The 20263-nt window shown below is 71.8% G+C and carries 17 protein-coding genes; 10 read left to right on the forward strand and 7 right to left on the reverse strand.

Translation table 11 applies throughout. The features are described 5' to 3' along the window. Positions 1–86: 86 nt before the first annotated feature. Entirely contained in the window at positions 87–863 is a 777-nt protein-coding gene (locus E3T24_RS01730; RefSeq protein ID WP_134367833.1) for an IclR family transcriptional regulator, read from the reverse strand. 94 nt (positions 864–957) lie between these two features. Here E3T24_RS01730 and hutH point away from each other — a divergent pair, with 94 nt between their 5' ends. Together hutH and E3T24_RS01745 are read left to right on the forward strand one after the other, a co-directional pair. After that, the gene (gene hutH, locus E3T24_RS01735) at positions 958–2508 is read left to right on the forward strand and encodes a histidine ammonia-lyase (RefSeq protein ID WP_134367832.1); all 1551 of its coding nucleotides are present in this window, start codon (positions 958–960) and stop codon (positions 2506–2508) included. Positions 2509–3515: 1007 nt separating this feature from the next. Beyond that, the gene (locus E3T24_RS01745) at positions 3516–4706 is read left to right on the forward strand and encodes a M23 family metallopeptidase (protein WP_134434218.1); all 1191 of its coding nucleotides are present in this window, start codon (positions 3516–3518) and stop codon (positions 4704–4706) included. 30 nt (positions 4707–4736) lie between these two features. Here E3T24_RS01745 and E3T24_RS01750 read toward each other — a convergent pair whose 3' ends face one another. Next, positions 4737–5138, reverse strand: a complete 402-nt coding sequence (locus E3T24_RS01750) for a PPOX class F420-dependent oxidoreductase (protein ID WP_134365032.1) — start codon at positions 5136–5138, stop codon at positions 4737–4739. Positions 5139–5239: 101 nt separating this feature from the next. Between E3T24_RS01750 and E3T24_RS01755 the strand changes: the two genes are divergently transcribed. From E3T24_RS01755 to E3T24_RS01780, 6 genes are all read left to right on the forward strand, one after another. Next, the gene (locus E3T24_RS01755) at positions 5240–5911 is read left to right on the forward strand and encodes an IclR family transcriptional regulator (protein WP_134365031.1); all 672 of its coding nucleotides are present in this window, start codon (positions 5240–5242) and stop codon (positions 5909–5911) included. 72 nt (positions 5912–5983) lie between these two features. Next, entirely contained in the window at positions 5984–7642 is a 1659-nt protein-coding gene (hutU, locus tag E3T24_RS01760; protein ID WP_134365030.1) for a urocanate hydratase, read from the forward strand. Positions 7643–7802: 160 nt separating this feature from the next. After that, complete coding sequence (locus E3T24_RS01765) at positions 7803–9014, forward strand: allantoate amidohydrolase (protein ID WP_241978587.1); 1212 nt, start codon at positions 7803–7805, stop codon at positions 9012–9014. Continuing rightward, complete coding sequence (locus E3T24_RS01770; protein ID WP_134403092.1) at positions 9011–10558, forward strand: formimidoylglutamate deiminase; 1548 nt, start codon at positions 9011–9013, stop codon at positions 10556–10558. Before E3T24_RS01765 ends, E3T24_RS01770 begins: the two co-directional genes overlap by 4 nt. Continuing rightward, complete coding sequence (gene hutI, locus E3T24_RS01775) at positions 10555–11787, forward strand: imidazolonepropionase (protein WP_134365027.1); 1233 nt, start codon at positions 10555–10557, stop codon at positions 11785–11787. The genes E3T24_RS01770 and hutI overlap by 4 nt, the downstream gene beginning before the upstream one ends. Positions 11788–12174: 387 nt before the next feature. Next, positions 12175–13431 (forward strand): HNH endonuclease signature motif containing protein, encoded by a 1257-nt coding sequence (locus tag E3T24_RS01780; protein ID WP_134365026.1) that lies wholly within the window; start codon positions 12175–12177, stop codon positions 13429–13431. 22 nt (positions 13432–13453) lie between these two features. Here the strand turns inward: E3T24_RS01780 and E3T24_RS01785 are convergent, their stop codons facing one another. The 5 genes from E3T24_RS01785 to E3T24_RS01805 all read right to left on the reverse strand — a co-directional run bounded on the left by E3T24_RS01785 (position 13454) and on the right by E3T24_RS01805 (position 18834). Next, positions 13454–14218: a glycosyltransferase family A protein gene (locus tag E3T24_RS01785; protein WP_134365025.1), complete on the reverse strand. Its 765-nt coding sequence runs from the start codon at positions 14216–14218 to the stop codon at positions 13454–13456. Then, a complete protein-coding gene (locus E3T24_RS01790) occupies positions 14215–15717 on the reverse strand; it encodes a bifunctional PIG-L family deacetylase/class I SAM-dependent methyltransferase (protein ID WP_241978588.1) in 1503 nt (500 codons plus the stop codon). The genes E3T24_RS01785 and E3T24_RS01790 overlap by 4 nt, the downstream gene beginning before the upstream one ends. Next, on the reverse strand, positions 15714–16799 hold the full coding sequence (locus E3T24_RS01795) for an acyl-CoA/acyl-ACP dehydrogenase (RefSeq protein WP_134365023.1): 1086 nt from the start codon (positions 16797–16799) through the stop codon (positions 15714–15716). Before E3T24_RS01795 ends, E3T24_RS01790 begins: the two co-directional genes overlap by 4 nt. A gap of 74 nt (positions 16800–16873) precedes the next feature. Next, positions 16874–17368 carry a DNA starvation/stationary phase protection protein gene (locus tag E3T24_RS01800; protein ID WP_134365022.1) on the reverse strand — a complete coding sequence of 165 codons (495 nt, stop codon included), beginning with the start codon at positions 17366–17368 and terminating at the stop codon, positions 16874–16876. A gap of 101 nt (positions 17369–17469) precedes the next feature. Then, on the reverse strand, positions 17470–18834 hold the full coding sequence (locus tag E3T24_RS01805) for a GAF domain-containing serine/threonine-protein kinase (protein WP_134403097.1): 1365 nt from the start codon (positions 18832–18834) through the stop codon (positions 17470–17472). A gap of 113 nt (positions 18835–18947) precedes the next feature. Between E3T24_RS01805 and E3T24_RS01810 the strand changes: the two genes are divergently transcribed. Together E3T24_RS01810 and E3T24_RS01815 are read left to right on the forward strand one after the other, a co-directional pair. Next, positions 18948–19601, forward strand: a complete 654-nt coding sequence (locus tag E3T24_RS01810; RefSeq protein WP_134365020.1) for a DUF4232 domain-containing protein — start codon at positions 18948–18950, stop codon at positions 19599–19601. 242 nt (positions 19602–19843) lie between these two features. Next, positions 19844–20047 (forward strand): dodecin family protein, encoded by a 204-nt coding sequence (locus E3T24_RS01815; protein WP_134403098.1) that lies wholly within the window; start codon positions 19844–19846, stop codon positions 20045–20047. Positions 20048–20263 lie beyond the last annotated feature (216 nt).

The raw sequence follows: 20263 nt of genomic DNA on the forward strand, positions 1-20263 counted from the left end.
GCTATTGGTCCGCAGGGCTATTGGTCCGCAGGGCTATTGGTCCGCAGGGCTATTGGTGCGCAGGCCGCTGTCGGTACGCAGGCCGATCAGGCGCCGGGGTGCCGGCCGCGGATGCGCCGGGAGAGTTCCGCCGCCGTGCCCGCCAGCTCGGCGGCGAGCCCCGGCCACTCGGACGGCGCGATGCGCTCCCGCGGGAACGTGAGCGCGATGCCCGCGGCCGGCCAGCCCGCGTGGTCCCGCACGGCCACGGCGACGGATGCCATCCCCGCCGTGATCTCGCCGTCCTCCTGCGCGAACCCGTCGGCCCGCACCCGCTCGAGCAGCCGCCGCAGCTCACCGGAGGTGCGCGGGCCCTGCCCGTCGCGGGACGCGAACGCCGCCGCATTGGGGTACAGCGCCCGCAACTGGGCGGCCGGCAGCGCCGCGAGGAGGGCGCGCCCGCTCGCGGTGAGGTGGCTCGGCAGGCGCACGCCGACATCCGTCACCAGCGACGGCCGGCGCGGCGCGCGCTCCTCGATCAGGTAGATCACGTCGCGGCCATGCAGCACCACGAGGTGGGCGCTCTCGCCGAGCCGGTCGACGAGCTGCGCGATCAGCGGGCGACCGAGGTGCGACAGCGGCTGCTGGCGCGCGAAGCCGGAGCTCAGCTCGAACGCCGCCACCCCGAGCCCGTAGCGCCGTTCCTCGGGCAGGTGCACGACGAAACCCTGGTCGGCGAGCGCCGCCAGCAGGTCGTAGACGCTCGACCGCGGCAGGCCCAGGGCCGTGGCGATGGCGGAGGCCGGCACCGGCCCGCGCTGCATCGCCAGATGCGAGAGGATGCGCAGCGCGCCATCCGCCGCCGGAACCTTCGCCCTGTTCATGAGTCACATCCGCCCTCGTCAACTGTCCGGGATACCGGACACATCCGAGTGTAAACCCGTGGTGCCGGCGGCCGGGCTGGTGTCGAATCGGAGTATGAACCTCGCCACCGCATCCGTCACCGTGGGCACCGGCCCGATCGACTTCACCGACGTCATCGCCGTGGCACGCCAGGACGCCCGCGTCGTGCTGGCGCCGGCAGCACTCGACGGCGTCGCCGCGACCCGCCGCATCATCGAGGGCCTGGCCAGCGACACGAGCCCGCACTACGGGATCTCGACCGGCTTCGGCGCGCTCGCGACGACCTACATCGAGAGCGACCGCCGCGCCCAGCTGCAGGCCAGCCTGGTGCGCTCGCACGCGGCCGGCAGCGGCCCCGAGGTCGAGCGGGAGGTGGTGCGCGCGCTGATGCTACTGCGGCTCTCGACCCTGATGACCGGACGCACCGGCGTGCGACCGGTCGTCGCCGAGACCTACGCGGCGCTGCTCAACGCGGGCATCACCCCGGTCGTGCACGAATACGGTTCGCTCGGCTGCTCCGGTGACCTCGCCCCGCTCGCACACTGCGCGCTCACCCTGATGGGCGAAGGCCGGGTGCGCGATGCGAGCGGCACCCTGCGGGGCGGCGCCGAGGCCCTGGCCGCCGCCGGGATCAGCCCGGTCGTGCTGGCCGAAAAGGAGGGCCTCGCCCTGATCAACGGCACCGACGGCATGCTCGGGATGCTGGTGCTCGCCCTCGCCGACCTCTCCCGCCTGCTCACGACCGCCGACATCGCCGCGGCGATGAGCGTCGAGGCCCTCCTCGGCACGGATGCCACCTTCGCCGCCGATCTGCAGGCCCTGCGGCCCCAGCTCGGCCAGGCGGTCAGCGCGGCCAACCTGCGGGTCCTGCTGGCCGGTTCCCCGCTGCTGCAGAGCCACGCCGGCCCGGACGATCCCACGGTGCAGGACGCGTACTCGCTGCGCTGCGCCCCGCAGGTGCACGGCGCCGCCCGGGACACCCTGGACCACGCCGCCCTGATCGCCGGCCGCGAACTGGCCAGCGCCGTGGACAACCCCGTCGTCACGCTGGACGGCCGGGTGCAGTCCAACGGCAACTTCCACGGCGCCCCCGTCGGCTACGTGCTCGACTTCCTCGCCATCGCTGCGGCGGATGTCGCGAGCATGAGCGAGCGGCGCACCGACCGGCACCTCGATGCCTCCCGCAACAAGGGACTGCCTCCGTTCCTGGCGCACGAGGTCGGCGTCGACTCGGGCCTGATGATCGCGCAGTACACGGCCGCCGGGATCGTGTCGGAGCTCAAGCGGCTGGCGGCGCCGGCATCCGTCGACTCGATCCCCTCGTCGGCGATGCAGGAGGACCACGTGTCGATGGGCTGGGCGGCGGCCCGCAAGCTGCGGCATTCGATCGACGGCCTCGGCCGGGTGCTGGCGATCGAGATCATGACCGCCGCGCGCTCGCTCGACCTGCGTTCGCCGCTCGTTCCCGGGCCCGCCACCGGTGCGGTGCGGGGCCTGGTGCGCACCGTGGCCGACGGCCCGGGTCACGACCGGTTCCTCTCCCCCGAGATCGAGGCCGTCGTCGCCCTGGTCGCGACGGGCGCGGTGCGGGATGCCGCTGCCTCCGTGACGGGCCCCCTCGCCTAGATCCCCCCCGAGGGCGCTGAACCAATTCGACGGAGATTTTTCCGCGAAGGGGTGTTTTCGTGCCCTTTGGGCCCGATTTCGTGGTCATTCGGGCAAAATCTCCGTCGAATTCGTTAGGGCGCGGGCCGCAACGCGCGGGTGATCCCGGCCCGGACATCCGCTGAACTCGGACCGGTCCGTGCGCTGTGCCTGTCCTCTCGTTCGCCGGTCGGGTCTGCTTGTGAGCGCCGATGGCCCATGCCATGATGTCTCCGCCGCGACCCTTCGAACGGCAGGTCTACCACCCGAAATGAATTGCGCAGGCTCATGAACTCCAGGCCGAGTGCTCGCCGGACCAGCCGTGCACCGGGGCAACCCCCGGAACGACGTCTGGCCGCTTCCGGCGCGTGCCTGGCGATCACTCTGCTCCTGGCCGCCGGGGGCCCGGCCCCCGCCCGGGCAGACGCGGGGCCGACGCTGCCGGGTCCGGGCAGCACCCCGTTTTCGGGGAGCACCCCGTTTCCAGGGCCGGCGGAACAGCCGGCACAAACACCGGCACCGACACCGGGGCCCCCTGCCGTGCCAACGCCAACGCCGACAACGGTTCCCCCGCCCGGCCCAGCGGTGCCCCCCGCACCGGCCCCCGGGCCGACACCCACCCCGGCTCCCCCGACCGTCGCCACGCCGACACCAACACCGAGTCCGACACCGACGCCGGCAACGGTCCCGACACCGGCACCGGTCCCGACGCCGGTTCCTTCGCCCCACCCGGCGCCCACTCCCATACCGACCCCAGCCCCCACTGCNCGACACCGACGCCGGCAACGGTCCCGACACCGGCACCGGTCCCGACGCCGGTTCCTTCGCCCCACCCGGCGCCCACTCCCATACCGACCCCAGCCCCCACTGCCATTCCAGCTCCTACCCCGACGCCGACGACAGCGCCCCCGCCGACCCCCGACCCGCCGACCCCACCCGCGACGAACCCGACGGACGAGCCGCCGCCGGTATCCGTGCCAGTTCAGCCCGTGCCAGTTCAGCCCGCACCCGCCCAGCCCCTGCCCGCCCCGCCGGCGGCCGCCGCGCCGCTCCCGTCCGCACAGCCCTCCGGCTCGGCCTCAAGCGCCCGCGCCCTTGCCGAAGCCAGGGCGATCGCCGCGCAGCGCGCCGCCGAGTCGAGAACGGGTGCCGCCGTGCACGCCGCGGCCTACGCATCCGCTCTGGCACGCCAGCAAACGGCTCAGGCGGCCTACGACACGAACCGGCTCGCCTACGCGTCCGCCAAGGCCGACTTCGACGCCGTCACCGGCCGGGCGACCCTCGCGCACGACCTCAGCGTCGGGGCCGATGCCAGGGCCGAAGCGTCCAAGCGGGCGCTGGCCACGCTGGTGCGGGCACGGCTGCAGCAGCCCGGCACCGCCTCCCTCGCCCTGCTGCTCTCCGAAGCCCACGGGGACAACCTGCTGCAGCAGCTCGGGACCCTGGACACCCTCTCCCGGCTGACGTCGAATCTGGGCAAGGTGCAGGAGCGGGTTCAAGCGGATGCCCAACTCGCGCAGTCACTGCGGGACCAGGACGCCGGACTGCAGGCGTTGATCGGCACCATTCCGCTGGACGCCACCCGCTCCGCGATGGAGGCCTCCGAGGCGGACCTCAACGCGGCGACGAGCGAGCTGTCCGCCCTCGCGGCGAGCGCCCCGGCCACGTTCGAGACGACGCCGCTACCCGAGCAGTCTGCCCCGCCCGAGCAGACCACCCTGCCCGACTTACTCTCCCGCGCTGACGTCGGCCAACTCAGCAGTCAGGGCTGGGCCTTCCCTGCCATCGGCCACGTCACCGACGGCTTCGGCCCCCGGCCCGACCGCCCTATGCCCGGGGTGAGCGCGTTCCACCGTGGCACCGACATCAGCGCGGCCTGCGGCGCCGCCGTCTACGCGGCCACCTCGGGCGTCGTCACCGCCGCCGGCCCCCAGGGCACCTACGGCAACTGGATCCAGATCGACCACAGCAACGGCGTCGAAACCGGCTACGCGCACATCGCTGACGGGCAGACGTTCGTCAGCGTCGGGGAGAGCGTGATCGCCGGCCAGGTGATCGCGGGGGTGGGGAGCACGGGCGCCTCCACGGGCTGCCACCTGCATTTCGAGGTCAGGCTCGACGGCACGGCCATCGACGCCCGGCCGTTCCTCGCTCAACGCGGCGTGCTGCTCGGCGACTGACCGGCTGCGGCTCAGCGACTGCTCAGCCGTCTAGTCTGTCTGCCCGGCTGTGATCACGAGGGCGACGGACTCCGTGGTCGATCCCCGGAGCCGCTGGGCGGCGCGGATGGCGCGGTACTTCAGGCCGTACTTCCCGAGCAGCGCCGAGTCGAGCACGGCGAGGGTCTCCGCGTCGGTGTGCACGAGGGCCCGGGCGGTGACCGTCGCCGCGCCCGGCGTCACGACTCCGCGGGCGGTACAGGGGGTGAGCTCGATCCGCTCGGTGTGCCGCAGGCGCTTGACCTTGCCGCTGGTGCCGCCCGTCGTGACGAGCAGCCGGTCGGCATCCGCCGCGATCCAGACGGGGGTGCCCACCGCATCCCCCGTCTTGCGAAAGGTCGTCAGGAGCACGTATTGCTCGGCCCCGAGGGCCAGCAGCGCGGTTGTCGTCATAGTCGATTATGTCGCGCGGGTGGCCGAAACACCGTCTGGCTATTGCCATTGCACGACATCTGTATTTTACTGGATGACACAGAACGCATCGAAGGAGCATTATGGCCGAGTCATCCACCCGCACCGTGGAGCGCGCCCTCGATCTGCTCGCGGTGATCTGCGACGGCGACGGGCTCACCCTCTCCGAGAGCTCCCGGGCGGTCGACCTTTCCCCGAGCACCGCCCTCCGCCTGCTGCGCACCCTGGAGACCCGCGGCTTCGTGCGCAAGACCGACGATGGGGCCTACCTGCCCGGCAGCCGCATCATCCAGCTCGGCGCGCAGTCGCTCAGCAGCGAATCGCTGGTCACGCTGTGCCGCCCGGCCATGGAACGACTCGTCGCCGACACCGGCGAATCCGTCTACCTGAGCGTGGCGGGCCACGACCGATCCGCCCTCTACATCGCCATCGCCCCGGGCACCCATTCCGTGCGCCACGCGAACTGGGTCGGCCGCACCGTGCCACTCGACGGGTCCGCTGCCGGGCAGGTCCTCGCCAGGCAGACCCCGACGGCCGGTTACGTCGTCGTCGAACGTGGCGTCGAAACGGATGTCACGGCCCTCGCCGCCCCCATTCGTTCCGAAGCGAACGTCGTCGCAGCCCTCAGCCTGGTCATCCCCAGCTACCGGGTGACGCCGGGCGATATCGGTCGCTACGGCCCCCTGCTCGCGCGCGCCGCCGGGCAGGTGTCGGCGGGCCTAGGCCGCGCCGAGCGCCTCCCCGCTCCGTCCTGACCTCACCGACGAGCCCACGAAAACCGACGCCCCACGAACCCGAACATTCCGCGAACACTGAAGGAGACACCGATGTCCGAATCCCGCCCCGTGCGCGCCGCCCGCGGAACCGAGCTGACCGCGAAGAGCTGGCAGACCGAGGGGCCGCTGCGGATGCTGATGAACAACCTCGACCCGGAGGTCGCCGAGCACCCGGAGAACCTGGTCGTCTACGGCGGGACCGGCAAGGCCGCGCGCAGCTGGGAGGCCTACGACGCGATCGTGCGCACCCTCACCACGCTGGAGAAGGACGAGACCCTGCTCGTGCAGTCCGGCAAGCCGGTGGGCGTGTTCCGCACCCACGAGTGGGCGCCGCGGGTGTTGATCGCCAACTCCAACCTGGTCGGCGACTGGGCCACCTGGCCGGAATTCCGCCGCCTCGAGGCGCTCGGGCTGACCATGTACGGCCAGATGACGGCCGGTTCCTGGATCTACATCGGCACCCAGGGCATCCTGCAGGGCACCTATGAAACCTTCGCCGCCGTGGCCGCCAAGAGGTTCGGTGGAACCCTGGCCGGCACCCTCACCCTCACCGGGGGCGCCGGCGGCATGGGCGGCGCCCAGCCGCTCGCCGTCACGATGAACGAGGGGGCCGTGCTGATCGTCGACGTCGACGAGAGCCGGCTGAGGCGCCGGGTCGAGCACGGCTACCTCAACGAGCTGGCGACCGACCTCGACGACGCCGTCGCCCGTGTGCTCGCGGCGAAGGCCGAGAAGCGCGCCCTGTCGGTGGGCGTGGTCGGCAACGCGGCCACCGTGTTCGCCGAACTGCTCGAACGCCGGGTTCCGATCGACATCGTCACCGACCAGACCAGCTCGCACGACCCGCTCGCCTACCTGCCTGAGGGCGTCACCGTGGCGGAGTGGCACGCCTACGCGGCCGCGAAGCCGGAGGAGTTCACGGAGCGGGCCCGGGCATCCATGGCGAAGCAGGTCACCGCAATGGTGGGCTTCCAGGATGCCGGCGCCGAGGTCTTCGACTACGGCAACTCGATCCGGGCCGAGGCGCAATTGGGCGGCTGCGCGCGCGCGTTCGACTTCCCGGGGTTCGTGCCCGCGTATATCCGCCCCCTGTTCGCGGAGGGCAAGGGGCCGTTCCGCTGGGTGGCGCTCTCGGGCGACCCGGCCGACATCGCGGCCACCGACAGGGCGATCGTCGAGCTGTTCCCCGAGGACGAGCCCCTGCGCCGGTGGATCACGAAAGCGCAGGGGAAGGTTCACTTCGAGGGCCTGCCAGCCCGGATCTGCTGGCTCGGCTACAAGGAACGCCACCTCGCCGGGATCAAGTTCAACGAGATGGTCGCGTCGGGCGAGCTCAGTGCCCCGATCGTGATCGGCCGCGACCACCTCGACTCCGGCTCGGTCGCGTCGCCGTACCGGGAGACCGAAGGCATGAAAGACGGCTCCGACGCGATCGCCGACTGGCCGCTGCTGAACGCCCTGCTGAACACGGCGTCCGGCGCCACCTGGGTGTCGATCCACCACGGCGGCGGCGTCGGGATCGGCCGCAGCATCCACGCCGGCCAGGTCATCGTGGCCGACGGCACCCCCCTGGCGGCCGAGAAGATCGAGCGCGTGCTCACCAACGACCCCGGCACCGGGGTGATGCGGCACGTCGACGCCGGCTACGAGCGGGCCGAAGAAGTCGCCCGCGAACGCGGCCTGCGCGTGCCGATGTGGGAGTCGGAGTGAGCCCGGCAGTCGGGGCTGCGGGGTTGTTCGCTCATTTCTTCCGTGAGGGGTCCCACATCGACCTTCGCGAGCCCTTTGAGGGTCGATGTGGGACCCCTCACGGGCTCGGAGCCGGCGGCGCGCGAGCGGTTACGTGCGCAATGTGGGAGTGGGAGTCAGAGTGAGCGAACTGGCCCACGGGACCCTCGCCGGTCTCGCCGAGATCGCCGACATCGGCCGGGATGCCCGCCGCGGCGGGTATTCGCGCCAACTCTGGCAGGGGCCCGACCTCGAGTTGCGGGCCTGGTTCGCCCTGCGCGCCGAGCGTCTCGGGCTCGCGGTCGAGACGGACCGCAACGGCAACCTCTGGGCCTGGTGGGGAACCCCGGGGCCGGATGCCGTCGTCACCGGCAGCCACCTGGATTCCGTGCCGGGCGGCGGCGCCTACGACGGCCCGCTCGGCGTCGTCAGCGCGCTGGAGGCGATCGGCCGGCTGCAGGCATCCGGCTTCACGCCCTCCCGTCCCTGCGCGGTGCTGGTCTTCGCCGAGGAGGAGGGATCCCGGTTCGGGATCGCCTGCCTGGGCTCGAGGCTCCTGACCGGCGGCATCGACGCCGACCGGGCGCGCGCCCTGACGGATGCCGACGGCATCACCCTGGCCGAGGCCGCCGCCACGGCCGGGCTCGACCCGCGGCGGCTCGGAGCCGACCCGGAGGCCCTGGCCCGGATCAGCCTCTTCCTCGAACTGCACGTGGAGCAGGGCCGCGGCCTGATCGACCTGGGCCGGCCGGTGGCCGTGGCCTCGTCGATCCTGGCGCACGGGCGCTGGCGGCTGACCGTGTCCGGCCAGGGCAACCACGCCGGCACCACCCTGATGACCGGGCGCCGCGACCCGATGGTAGCCGCCGCCCGCGCAATCGTCGCCGTGCAGGAGACCGCGGCGGCGATCCCGGGCGCCCGCGCGACCGTCGGCCGCCTCGAGGTCGTGCCCGGCGGCACCAACGTGATCGCGTCGAGCGTGCACGCCTGGCTCGATGCCCGGTGCGACACCGAGGCCGGCACGCGCGCGCTCGTCGCCGCGATCACGGCCCAGGTCGAGCGGGCGGTGAGCCTGAACGGATGCTCCGTCGCCGTCACCGAGGAATCCTGGACCGGCACCGTGGCCTTCGACGCAGCGCTCGCGGGGCGGTTCGCCGCTGCGCTCGGCGGGGTGCCGGCGCTGCCCACCGGCGCGGGGCACGACGCCGGCGTGCTGTCCGCGAGCGTGCCCAGCGCCATGCTCTTCGTACGCAACCCCACCGGCATCTCGCACTCGCCGGAGGAATTCGCCGAGGTCGAGGACTGCGTGGCCGGGATCGACGCGCTCGAGGCGCTGCTGCGGAGCCTGCTGTGAGCGCGGCGACGGGCGAGCCCGCCGGCGCTTCGGCGGTCGCCTACTGGTGCGAGACCCTGCTGATCGACGGAGTGCCGACTCCCGGCGTGCGGCTCGAGGCCGCCGCGGACGGCCGCATCACCCGGGTCACGCCCGGAACCCTGCCGCGATCGACGGACGTGCGGCTCGGCACCGTGCTGCCCGGGCTGGCCAACGCCCACTCGCACGCGTTCCACCGGGCGCTGCGCGGCCGCACCCACGCCGGCGGCGGCGACTTCTGGCAGTGGCGCGAGGAGATGTACCGGGTGGCCGGCCGCCTCGACCCCGACCGCTACTTCGCGCTGGCCCGCGCGGTTTTCGCCGAGATGCTGGTCAGCGGGTTCACCGCGGTCGGCGAGTTCCACTACCTGCACCACCGGCAAGACGGCAGCCGGTACCCCCGGGAACACGCCATGGAGCTCGCGCTGGCGGAGGCGGCGCGGTCGGTCGGCATCCGTCTGGTGCTGCTCGACACGCTCTACCTGGCCGGCGGCATCGGGTCACCGCTCGAGCCGGGCCAGCGCGCGTTCGGCGACGGCTCGGCGGCCGGCTGGCTGGCGCGGTGGCACTCGCTGCGCGCAGCGCTCGCGAGCGACGCAGCCGCCGAGACCGGGATGGGAGCGCACAGCGAGACGGATGCCGACCCCCGGATCAGCCTGGGCGCCGCGATCCACTCCGTGCGCGCCGTGACGCCCGACGCGATGCGCGAGGTGCTGCGAGGGCTGCCCGCTGGCGTTCCCCTGCACATTCACGTGTCCGAGCAGCCGCAGGAGAACGCGGACTGCCTGGCCGCCTACGGCGGCACCCCGACCGGCGTCCTCGCCGGGATCGGCGCGCTCGAGCCGCGGCTGAGCCTCGTGCACGCCACGCACCTCACCGACGACGATGTGGCGCTGATCGGGGCATCCGGGGCAACGGTCGTGATCTGCCCGACCACGGAGGCCGACCTGGGCGACGGGATCGGCCCCGCCCTCCGACTACAGCAGGCCGGCGCCCGGATCGCTATCGGCTCCGACCAGAACGCCGTCGTCGACCCCCTGCTCGAACTGCGCGGCCTGGAGGCGGGCGAGCGGCTCGCGTCGGGCCGGCGCGGCCGTTTCGCCCCGGCCGAACTCCTATCCGCCGGGAGCCGGAACGGCTATGTGTGCCTCGGCCTCGGCGACAACCGGTCGCGTCCGGGAGACCTCTGCGACCTGGTGGAGGTGGCCGCCGACAGCATCCGCACCGCCGGGTCGCTGCCGGGCCAGCTGCCGCTGACGGCCACGGCGGCCGACGTGCGCCGGGTGATCGTGGGCGGCCGGGTCGTCGCCGACGCGGGCATTCTCGTTCCCGGCGGGACCGCGGCCGGCCCCGGGGGCTCGCTGCGTCCCGAGGTCCTGCTGCGGGACGCCCTCGCCGAACTTGACGCGGCCGACGCGCTTGAAGCGGTCGACGACTCCGCCACCGCATCCCTTTCTACTGCCGCTGCCGCCGTCGATCCGGCCTCTTCAGACACTGCCAGTCGCGCACCAGGAGACCGACCATGACCACCGAACTGATCACCGGCATCCGCGAACTGACCACCCAGGCCGATGACCGCGCCCGCCTCAACGACGCCGCGCTCGTGATCGAGGCGGGCCGGATCCTGTGGATCGGCCCGGCCTCCGCGGCCCCCGCGGCCGACACCCGCACGGATGTCGGCGGTCGCGCCGTGCTGCCCGGCTGGGTCGACACGCACACCCACCTGGTCTTCGCGGGCGACCGGGCCGCGGAATTCGAGGCCCGGATGGCGGGGCAGCGCTATGCCGCGGGCGGCATCAACACCACCGTGGCCGCGACCCGGGCGGCGAGCGAGGAACAGCTCGCCCGGGGAGCCGCCCGGCTGCGGCGGGAGGCCGAGGCCCAGGGCACCACGTTCCTGGAGACGAAGACCGGCTACGGCCTCGACCTGGCGAGCGAGACCCGGTCGGCGCGCGCCGCGACATCCGTGGCCGACGTGGTCACGTTCCTCGGCGCCCACCTCGTGCCGGACGGAATCGACCGGCGCGACTACCTCGATCTGGTCACCGGGCCGATGCTCGCCGCGGTGGCCCCTTATGCCGACTACATCGACGCGTTCTGCGAGGTCGGCGCGTTCGACGTGGAGGAGAGCCGGGAGGTGCTGCTCGCCGGCCGCGCGGCCGGCCTCGGCGTGCGCGTGCACGGCAACCAGCTCGGCTTCAGCGGCGGAGTGCGGCTCGCGGTCGAGCTCGGCGCCGCGAGCGTCGACCACTGCAATCACCTGAAGGAGCGCGACATCGAGGCGCTCGCGGGCGGGGCGACCGTGGCGACGCTGCTGCCGGCCTGCGACCTGTCCACCCGGCAGCCGTTCCCGCCGGCCCGGAGGCTGCTCGGCGCAGGGGCGAGGATCGCCCTGGCCACCAACTGCAACCCGGGCACCTCGTACACGACGTCGATGCCGTTCTGTGTTTCGACGGCGGTGCTGCAGATGGGGCTGACCATCGACGAGGCCGTCTGGGCGGCGACCCGCGGTGCCGCCGCGGCAGTCGGCCGCGAGAACGGGGCGGATGCGGCCGGGTCGCTGCGGGTGGGCGGGTGGGCAGACCTGCAGGTGCTCGACGCGCCATCCGTCGCCCATCTGGCCTACCGGCCGGGGGTGCCGCTCACCTTGGCCGTCTGGCGGCGGGGCGTGCGGAGCCGGCTCTGTGGGCTGGAGGGCTCGGATGGGCTGGACGGCTCTGGTGGCTCTGATGCCTCTGGTCGCACGGATGCCTGACGCCGGCCTGGCCTGGCTGCCGGCCACCGAGCGCGTGCCGGTCCCGTGGCGGAACGGCGGCGGCACCACTACCGAGGTGATCGTTCGCGGTGCCGGTCCGGCAGTACGAGGTGCGAGCTTTCCCCGGCGAGCGAGTCGTGGAGCCGGACGGATCCCGAGGCAATGCGGTGCTCTCCCGCCCCACTGAGAGCGGTTGCGGATGAGCATGGTCGACGAGTTCGATCACCCGCGGGTCGCACTGGGTTCCCCCGTGCGTGCTCATGTCCGGTACCGGATCCGGCACGGGTGAGAGCCTGCTCTCGTCCTCCACAAAAGCAGCTTGATCAGGTTATCCACCGGCTTTTCCTGTTCTCAGGGGATGTCGGAGGGTGCGCCTAGAGTCGAGGCATGTCCACCACCGTGAGCACCACCCAGGAGCAGCTCGGGCTGCTCTTCGACGCCGTTGCGGCCGCCGATCGGGTGATCGCGCAAGGCTTCGCCCTGCGGGCCGATGCCGTGGAGGCTGCGCGCCGCTTCAGTGAGGCGCACGCGGCGGAGATCCCGCGGGGAGCGCAGTCCCTCTGGGACCAGACGGAGATCGCGAGACGGGAGCTCTCCAGCGAACTGGCCGTGACGCTGCGGATCCCGGAGCGCACCGCGGAGACCCTGCTCGCGGAGAGCCGGGCCCTGGCCGAGGACCTCCCCGCGACGCGGGCCGCACTGAGAGACGGTCTGTTCAGTTACCGGCACGCGCAAACGATTCTTGGGCAGGCCTGGTCGATCCCCACCGAGGGGCTCGCCGCCTTCGAACAGGCCCTGCTGCCCGCTGCGCAGATCCTGACCGTTTCGAAGCTCAAGCACAAGGCCAGGCTGCTCCGGGAACGGCTGCACCCGGAGACGATCACGGCGAGGCACGCGCGGTCGATCGCGGAGCGGTCCTCGTGCGTGCAGGCGGAGGCCGACGGGATGGCGACCCTCTACCTGACGACGGGCGCGGAGCTGGTGCAGGCGATCTTCGCCCGCGCCAACGACCTCGCCGTGAGCCTGCAGGGCCTCGGCGAGAAGCGCACGCTCACGCAGGTGCGCACAGACGTGATCAGCGACCTGCTGATCAACGGAGTCACCCCGACCGGCGTCGGCACCGGCGTCAAAGCCACCGTGCACGTGACCGTCCCGGTGATGACGCTCCTCGGGCACAGCGAGGAACCCGGCTACCTGGAAGGGTACGGACCGATCGACCCCGCGACGGCGCGGGATCTGGCATCGCGGGCGCCGAGTTTCACCCGGCTGCTCACCCACCCGGAGACGGGCGTAGTGCTCTCGGTGGGCCGGGACCGGTACAAGACGCCCAAGGCCATGCGCCGATTCCTCCGCCTCCGTGACGAGACCTGCCGTTTTCCGGGTTGCCATCGGGCGGCGAGGGGTGCGGAAGTCGACCACAGCCACGACTGGGCCCTGCTCGGCGAGACCGCGCACGACAACCTCGCACACCTGTGCAAACCCAACCACGCTCTGAAAACCCAGACCCGGTGGACCGTCACCCAGCAACCGGGCGGCATCCTGACCTGGACGTCCCCAACGGGTCGGGACTTCGTCACCGAGCCCGCCACCGTGCTCCCGACCGGGCCGCCGACCGCAGATCCCCCGGACGACGCGCCGTTTTGAGGGCACCGCCGTTTTGAGGACTCTAGAGCGAAACGTCTGCCGCGTCGGGCAGCACACCGACCCGGGCCCCCGCCGCCTGGTCACGCAGATAGCCGGCGAATCCCGCCGGGGCGCGCCCGGCGAGCCGACCGGAGGTGAGCACGGGGATCAGTTCGGTACGAATCTCGCTCACCCCGAGGCGGCGCAGCGCCGAAACCAGCCGCACATCCTCGTTCCCGTCGACGAGGGCGAATTCGCCGGCCTGCAGGTACCGGTCGGCACGCACCCCGAGGTTCGCGCCGTGCACATGGGGGTGCCCTTCTACCAGCCGGTGCGCGGCGTCCCACAGTTCCCTGCCTCCGTCGGACAGCCGGTCGTCAGGCACCACGGTTCCCAGCACGAGATCGACGGAGTTGCGGGCGAAGGCGAGCTGCGCGGTCAGCCAGTTCGGCGGCACGGCGGAGTCGGCATCCGTCGTCGCGATCCACGTCGCGGTGGAGAAGTGGGTCAACGTCGGGAGCAGGTGCCGCGCCCCCGCCCGGCGGGCAAGGCCGACGCCGCCACCGTCCGTGCTGATGCTCGCGAACGCAGGCCAGTCAGCAGCGACCTCGGCCGTGCCGTCGCTGCACCGGTCGAGCACGACCACGACCTCGATCACGGGCGGCGCCTCGCCTGCCACGCGGGCGACCTCCCCGACCGCCACGGTCAACGCGGCCAGGCACCGTGGCAGGAGCTCCTCCTCATCACGGGCCGGGACCACGACGATGACCCTGTCGATCGCCTCGCCGACCGCCCCGCCGACCGTCACGGTGTCAGGCCTTCGCGTTGCGCGACCGAGCGCGTCGGCGCGGCTTCGAACACCTCGAGCAGGAAGTCGCGTTCCCGATGCTCCACCGTGCGCTCGAACCCGGCCAGCCTGCCGAGTTCTGCGTGCACCTGGTCGCCGTTCAACGGATACTCGGGCACCGGATGCCTCCAGTGGCAGGCCACGATCACGCCACCGGGTGCCATGCTGCCGCGGCATCGCCGGAGCACCTCGCGCAGCTCCACCGCCGAGAAGTAGTAGCCGACCTCGGAGAACACGATCAGGTCGAAGCTGCCCTCCGGCCACTCGGCGGGCAGGGTGCGCCGGGCGAAGGTGACGCCGGGGTGTGCGGCCAGCCGGGCTCGGGCCTCCCGCAGCGGCTGCTCCGCGACGTCGACCGCGGCGACGGTGTCGCACCGGTCGGCCAGGCCGGCCGTGAGGACGCCGATCGAGCAGCCCAGTTCCAGCGCCGCCCGGAATTGTTTGCGAGGCAAGGCCGCCAGGGTCAGGGATCGCTTGCGCTCCTCGTACCACCGGGTCTCGAACCCCCAGGGGTCACGCTTCCCGGCGTAGAACTCCTCGAAGAAGGCACCGGACAGGCTCGGTTCGACCTCGACCTCGACCTCGACCTCCATCTCCATCTCGATCTCCATCTCGATCTCCATCTCGATCTCCATCTCGATCTCGATCTCGATGAAGGTCTCATACCCGCGTTCGAAGTGCGCGGCAAAAGCCTCCTGGATGATCGGTTCGTCTCCGGTCAGCCCGGAGAGCGGCTGCACCTGGCTGAAATGCAGGGCCATCGCCCGGGTCTTACGCCGACGGTCTTCGGGTGCCAGCTCCAGGGTGCGAATCACGCCGTCCGACCAGACCGGGTCCCCGGGCGTGGACCAGTGCCAGGCCCAGATCGGGTATGCGAAGAGACTGACGCCCCGGCCGCGAGCGGCGTGGCAGGCGGCCTCTGCCGCCGCAGCGTGGTCCGGATGTCCGTCCAGCGTCCAGGGGGCGACCAGCCAGGTTCCCGGTCCGTCCGAGCCGATCTCGGCGGAAATCGCTCGGGACGCCTCGTCACGATGCCCGGCCAGGGTTCCGTCGGGGAGGTCGAGCAGGCGCACCAACGCCGAGGGTGCCAGCGCTGCGATGGCCGCCGTCACCTCGACCCGGCGCAATGCCGCGAGCCGCGCGGGGTCGTGCGTGCCGGACCCGGGATGGGAGGCCTCACCGTTGGTGAGCACCACGACCGTCACCGGGACTCCGGCCCGCCCGGCCCACGCGATCAGCCCGCCGGCGCCGAGGGTCTCGTCGTCGGGGTGCGCAGCGATCACGACGAGCCGGAGCAAGTCGTCGACGCACAGTGCCTGCACCGGCGGTGCCGGCGACAGTGGTCCGGATCCGGGGGCCACCGAGCCGACGGATGCCGCTTCACCCGCTGCGACGGCCTCCCGATGCGCCGCCGCCCACAGGTTCTCGGGCGTGCCGGCATCCGTGTGGCTGAAGCTCACCACGGGGATACGCCGGCATCCCGCAGCCGGCGGCCGAGCGCCGCGTCGTCCCGTTCGGCGTGGTGCTGGCGCACGTACAGCTGCAGATCGGAGACGCGAGCGGAGTGCCGGGCCTCGAGGGCGAGCGGTGCGGGGCCGAGCGCGTGGCCGGTTCGAGTGATCACCTCGTCGACCGTGCGCGCGACCTGGCCGCGCACCCGCGCCGCGAGGAGGGCGCCCTGCTCCCCGGCGGCATCCCCGGCGTCGATCGCGGCAGCCGCGTCAGTCAGGGAGACCCCGGCTGTCGTCAGCGCGAGGTCGAGGGCGCCCAGGTGCGCGAGCGCGATCTGATCGGGTTCCCGCTCGAGCACGGACTCCCAGACCCGCCTGGCCACGCCGACGGCGCCGCCCCACCAGCAGGCCGCGACGCCGATCCCACCCCAGGCGAAGCCCGGTCGGCGGAGGTACCAGCCGTCGTCCCCGACCGGCCGGGCCCGGACGCCCCGGAACTCGACGGGTCCGCTGGGTACGGCCGGGAGCCCTCGACCCACCCACGCCTCCGTGTGGACGGTGATCCCGGGGTCGGCCAGGTCGACTTCGAACAGCCTCCGGGTGGTGGCCGAGGTGTGTGCCGTGACGAGGGCGTGGCTGAGCGAGCGGGCGAGCGAGCACCAGGGTTTCGTGCCGTCGAGCTGCCACGACCCGCCGCCGGCCGCGCCGGCCGGCCGCGCGTCGAGCCGGCTCCCCGCGCCTTCGGCGGCGAAGACGCCCCAGCTCGATTCCGTGGTGCCACCGCCGACGAGCCCGGCCGGGTCGACGCCGGCCTGGTCCAGGATGGCGAGCGCGTCCAGGTGCGCCTCGACGACCCGCCCCGCCGTGAGGTCTGCCGCGGCGAGGGAGGCCAGCGTCTCGAACAGCCGGCGCGTCTGCCCCGATCCCGGCCGGGGAACACTGCCGCCGAGCGCGCGGGCCAGGTCCAGGGCCCGCGCGGCGTCACCGTTCACGGCACAGGCCGCCGTCGCGGCATCGCGCAGACCGGCCTCCGCCGTGCGCTTCCCGATCGGGGTCAGCCAGACCGGTTTCGCGCTCTCGATCCGCGTCACACCGACCCCCTGTGTCGTGCCGACCGCGCCGAGTCCGCTCGCCGGCGCGTTGAACTGAAGCTCAGGCTTGTGCCTCAGGCCTTGCCGACCGGCTTGGTCGGCGCCTTGGCCGTGGGCTTGCGTGGGGTGCGGTTCTCGGCGCTGACCATCCAGGCGTACTGTTCCAGCTTCTCGATGAAACCGTGCAGGATGTCGGCGCTGGTCGGGTCTTCCTCGTCGACCGCGTCGTGCACGGCACGGATGTTGTCGACCGTCGCGTTCAGGCGGTCGGTGATCAGGCCGACCGTCTCGGCGGTGTCCACCTCTCCGGCCGGGAACTTGGCCAGGTGGGTGGTCGCGGTGACCGTCTCGCTGCGTCCGTCCGGCAGGGAGTCGAGTGCACGCATCCGCTCGGCGAGTTCGTCGGAGAACAGCCGGGCGTCGTCGATGATCTCATCGAGCTGCAGGTGCAGGTCGCGGAAGTTCTTGCCGACGACGCTCCAGTGCGCCTGCTTGCCCTGCACGTGCAGCTCGATCAGGTCGACGAGCACGGATTGCAGGTTGGAGCCGAGTTCTGCTGATGCCTTCACTGTGTTGCGCCCCTCTCAGATGGGGGAAACACGTCTCGGCCGCTTGCCAGCCGGTGCCCCCGTTTGGATTCAGACAGCACTGTATCAGGTGCCCATTCGAACTAGTGGTGGACTGCGCGGCGGCTTTCGAGGCGGAGTTCGAGCTCGTTCATCACGAGCGCGGCCAGGTCTTCGAGGGTGGCGATCTCCTCCGCTGTCACCGTTCGTGGCTCGTGGTCCAGCACGCACAGAGTGCCCAGGTTGTACCCGTTCTGGGTCGTCAGCGGAACGCCGGCGTAGAACTGCAGGCCGAACCCCTCGGCCACGAGCGGGTTCGCCAGCGCGCGCGGATCGCGGCGGGCATCCTCTATCAACCACGGGCCTTCGGAGAGAATGGCCGACGCACAGAGCCCGGGGTCGCGCGGGATCTCCTTGAGGTCGAGTCCGTGATGTGCCTTGAACCAGATTCGGTCGGTGTCAACGATGCTGACGATGGCGATCGGCACGGAGAACACCCGCGCGGCGAGGGCTGCGATCCGGTCGAAGGTGCCGTCCGGAGGGGTGTCGAGAATCTCGAGGCGGGCCACCTCGTCGAGCCGCTGGGGTTCATCGGCGTCCAGGTGGTGAGTCTCCATGACGCGGTGCCGGCCGGTTTCGGCGATGACAGCCTGCCGCAGGGCGAGCACGACATCCGCGGCGGGCGGGCGCTGCTCGGGGTCGCGTGCCAGCATCGACGTGAGCAGATCGCGCCACGCCGGAGCGAGGGTCTCCGGCATGGCCGGATCCCCAAGGAGCCTGGCCACGGCCGACTGGACGGGCTGTCCGGGAAACGCCGTCTCGCCGGTGAAGCATTCCAGGAGCACGAGTCCCAGGGCGTAGATGTCGCTGGGAGGGCCCACCCGGTCGCCGCGGGCCTGTTCGGGGCTGAGGTAGGCGGCCGTGCCGGTCGTCAGGCCCTGGTTGGTCATCCGCGCGGCGTCCGGGAACAGGGCGATGCCGAAATCGGTGAGCCTGGCCCGCGTTCTCGAATCGGAGCTGTATTCGGCCAGGAGAATATTGGCCGGTTTGATGTCACGGTGCACGACCCCGCGGCCGTGGATGTAGTCCAGGCCCTCGGCGAGGTCGTAACCGACCTGCGCGATGTGGCGGGTGGACAGCGGGTCCTGGTCGAGCCTGCGCCGGAGGTCCGCCCCGGCCACGAGTTCCATCACCAGGTAGATCCGCGGCCGCCCGGCGTCTGCGCGGTGCACGCCGACGTCGAACAGTGTGGTCACGCTGTGGTGGTTCAGGCTCGCCAGGACGTTGATCTCCGCTTGCTGCCGTGCGATGTCGATCTCGGTCGCGGCGGCGGCATCGAAGATCTTGATCGCGACGTCCCGGCCCAACCGCTCGTCGGTGGCGCGGTAAACCGAGGCCATGCCGCCACGGCCGATCAGGTCCTTCAACCGGTAACGGCCGTTCAGGAAACCCGGTGATCCCTCGGTCATCGGACCCCCCTTTTGAGGATTAGTCTAGGACACCCGCGAGGACGATTTCTCACATCATTCGCCACACTCATCTCCGGCGGGCGCCGCTGGCCCGATGGTGCCACACTGAGGCTATGACGGGGATGCGGAGTCTCGGGCGGGTACAGGCAACCTGGCTCGAGTGCGCTGCGGTGGTTCTGGTGCTGGCCGGATGCGCGGCGCCCGCCCGCGGCCCGGTCGGCGGTTCCCAGTCACCGCGTTCGACCACGGCGGCCACCCCGACGGCGACGACCACTCCGACCGCCTCAGCGGCGCCGACCGCGACGCCGACCACGCCACCCCGCGCCGAACCGGGCGTCTGTACCCGCGACCACCTGGCGCTGTCGCTGCAGGCCCGGCCCCATGACAGCGGCATGAGCAGCTTCTACTGGGACCTGCGGCTGACGAACACCGGCTCGGTGGAGTGTTCGGTCCAGGGCTACCCGGTGGTTACTCTGATCGACTCCAACTCCGGTGAGACGATCGGGGCGGTGTCCGGCGTCGAAGAGAGCACCGTGAGCGTTGTGCCGGTGGCGCCCGGCGCATCCGCTTACAGCCTGCTGCACCTCACGCAGGCGGGCGCGCACCCGGATTGCGCGATCGTGCCGGTCACCGCCCTCGCCGTGACCCTGCCGGAGTGGGACGCGGCCGAGCGTGTGGCCACGCCGAACCCGATCGAGGGTTGCAGCGACGACAGCACGGTGCTGGTGCGCACCCGACCGCTGGCCCCCGCCCCCGTCTCGTTCTAGCGCAGCGACTCAGCGTTCCCGGCCGCCCTCGCCCGGAAGGTTGGGCACCGCGCCCGCCCCCAGGCTCGTGCCTCTAACCAATTCGACGGAGATTTTGCTCCCCGGAGCCTGTTTTGGACCGAAACAGCCCGATTTCGGCAAAATCTCCGTCGAATTGGTGCGGGCGCGGATCGGCGGATCGGCGTACCCTCAGCGGCACGAAGCCCCATCAGCCCGAGTAATCCATGTATAGAGGAGCAACCATGTCTGTGGCACGCGTGACAACACTGAGCGTCCGGTCCGAGAAGTCATTCGAGGATGCCGTCTCGGCCGGGATCGAGCGGGCCCACAGGACCCTGCGCGGCATCTCCGGGGCCTGGGTCAAGGAGCAGAAGGTCGTCGTCGACGACGGCAAAATCACCTCGTGGGACGTCGTCATCGAAGTGACTTTCGTCCTCGAGGACTAGCCCGGCGGTGAGGACACTCCGCAGCCCACGCCCCTAACGAATTCGACGGAGATTTTGCTCCCCGGAGCCTGTTTTGGGGCATGACGGCCCCAAATCGCCAAAATCTCGGCTCTCCTGTCGTAACCGTGGGTTAAACCCGGCCGGGGAGCACTGGTTTGTGGCCGCCGAGGCTGAGCATGGCGAGGGCGATGAGGGCGTCGGATGATTTGAAGCCGA

The sequence above is a fragment of the Cryobacterium sp. TmT2-59 genome (assembly GCF_004403545.1).
Taxonomy (GTDB): Bacteria; Actinomycetota; Actinomycetes; order Actinomycetales; family Microbacteriaceae; genus Cryobacterium; species Cryobacterium shii.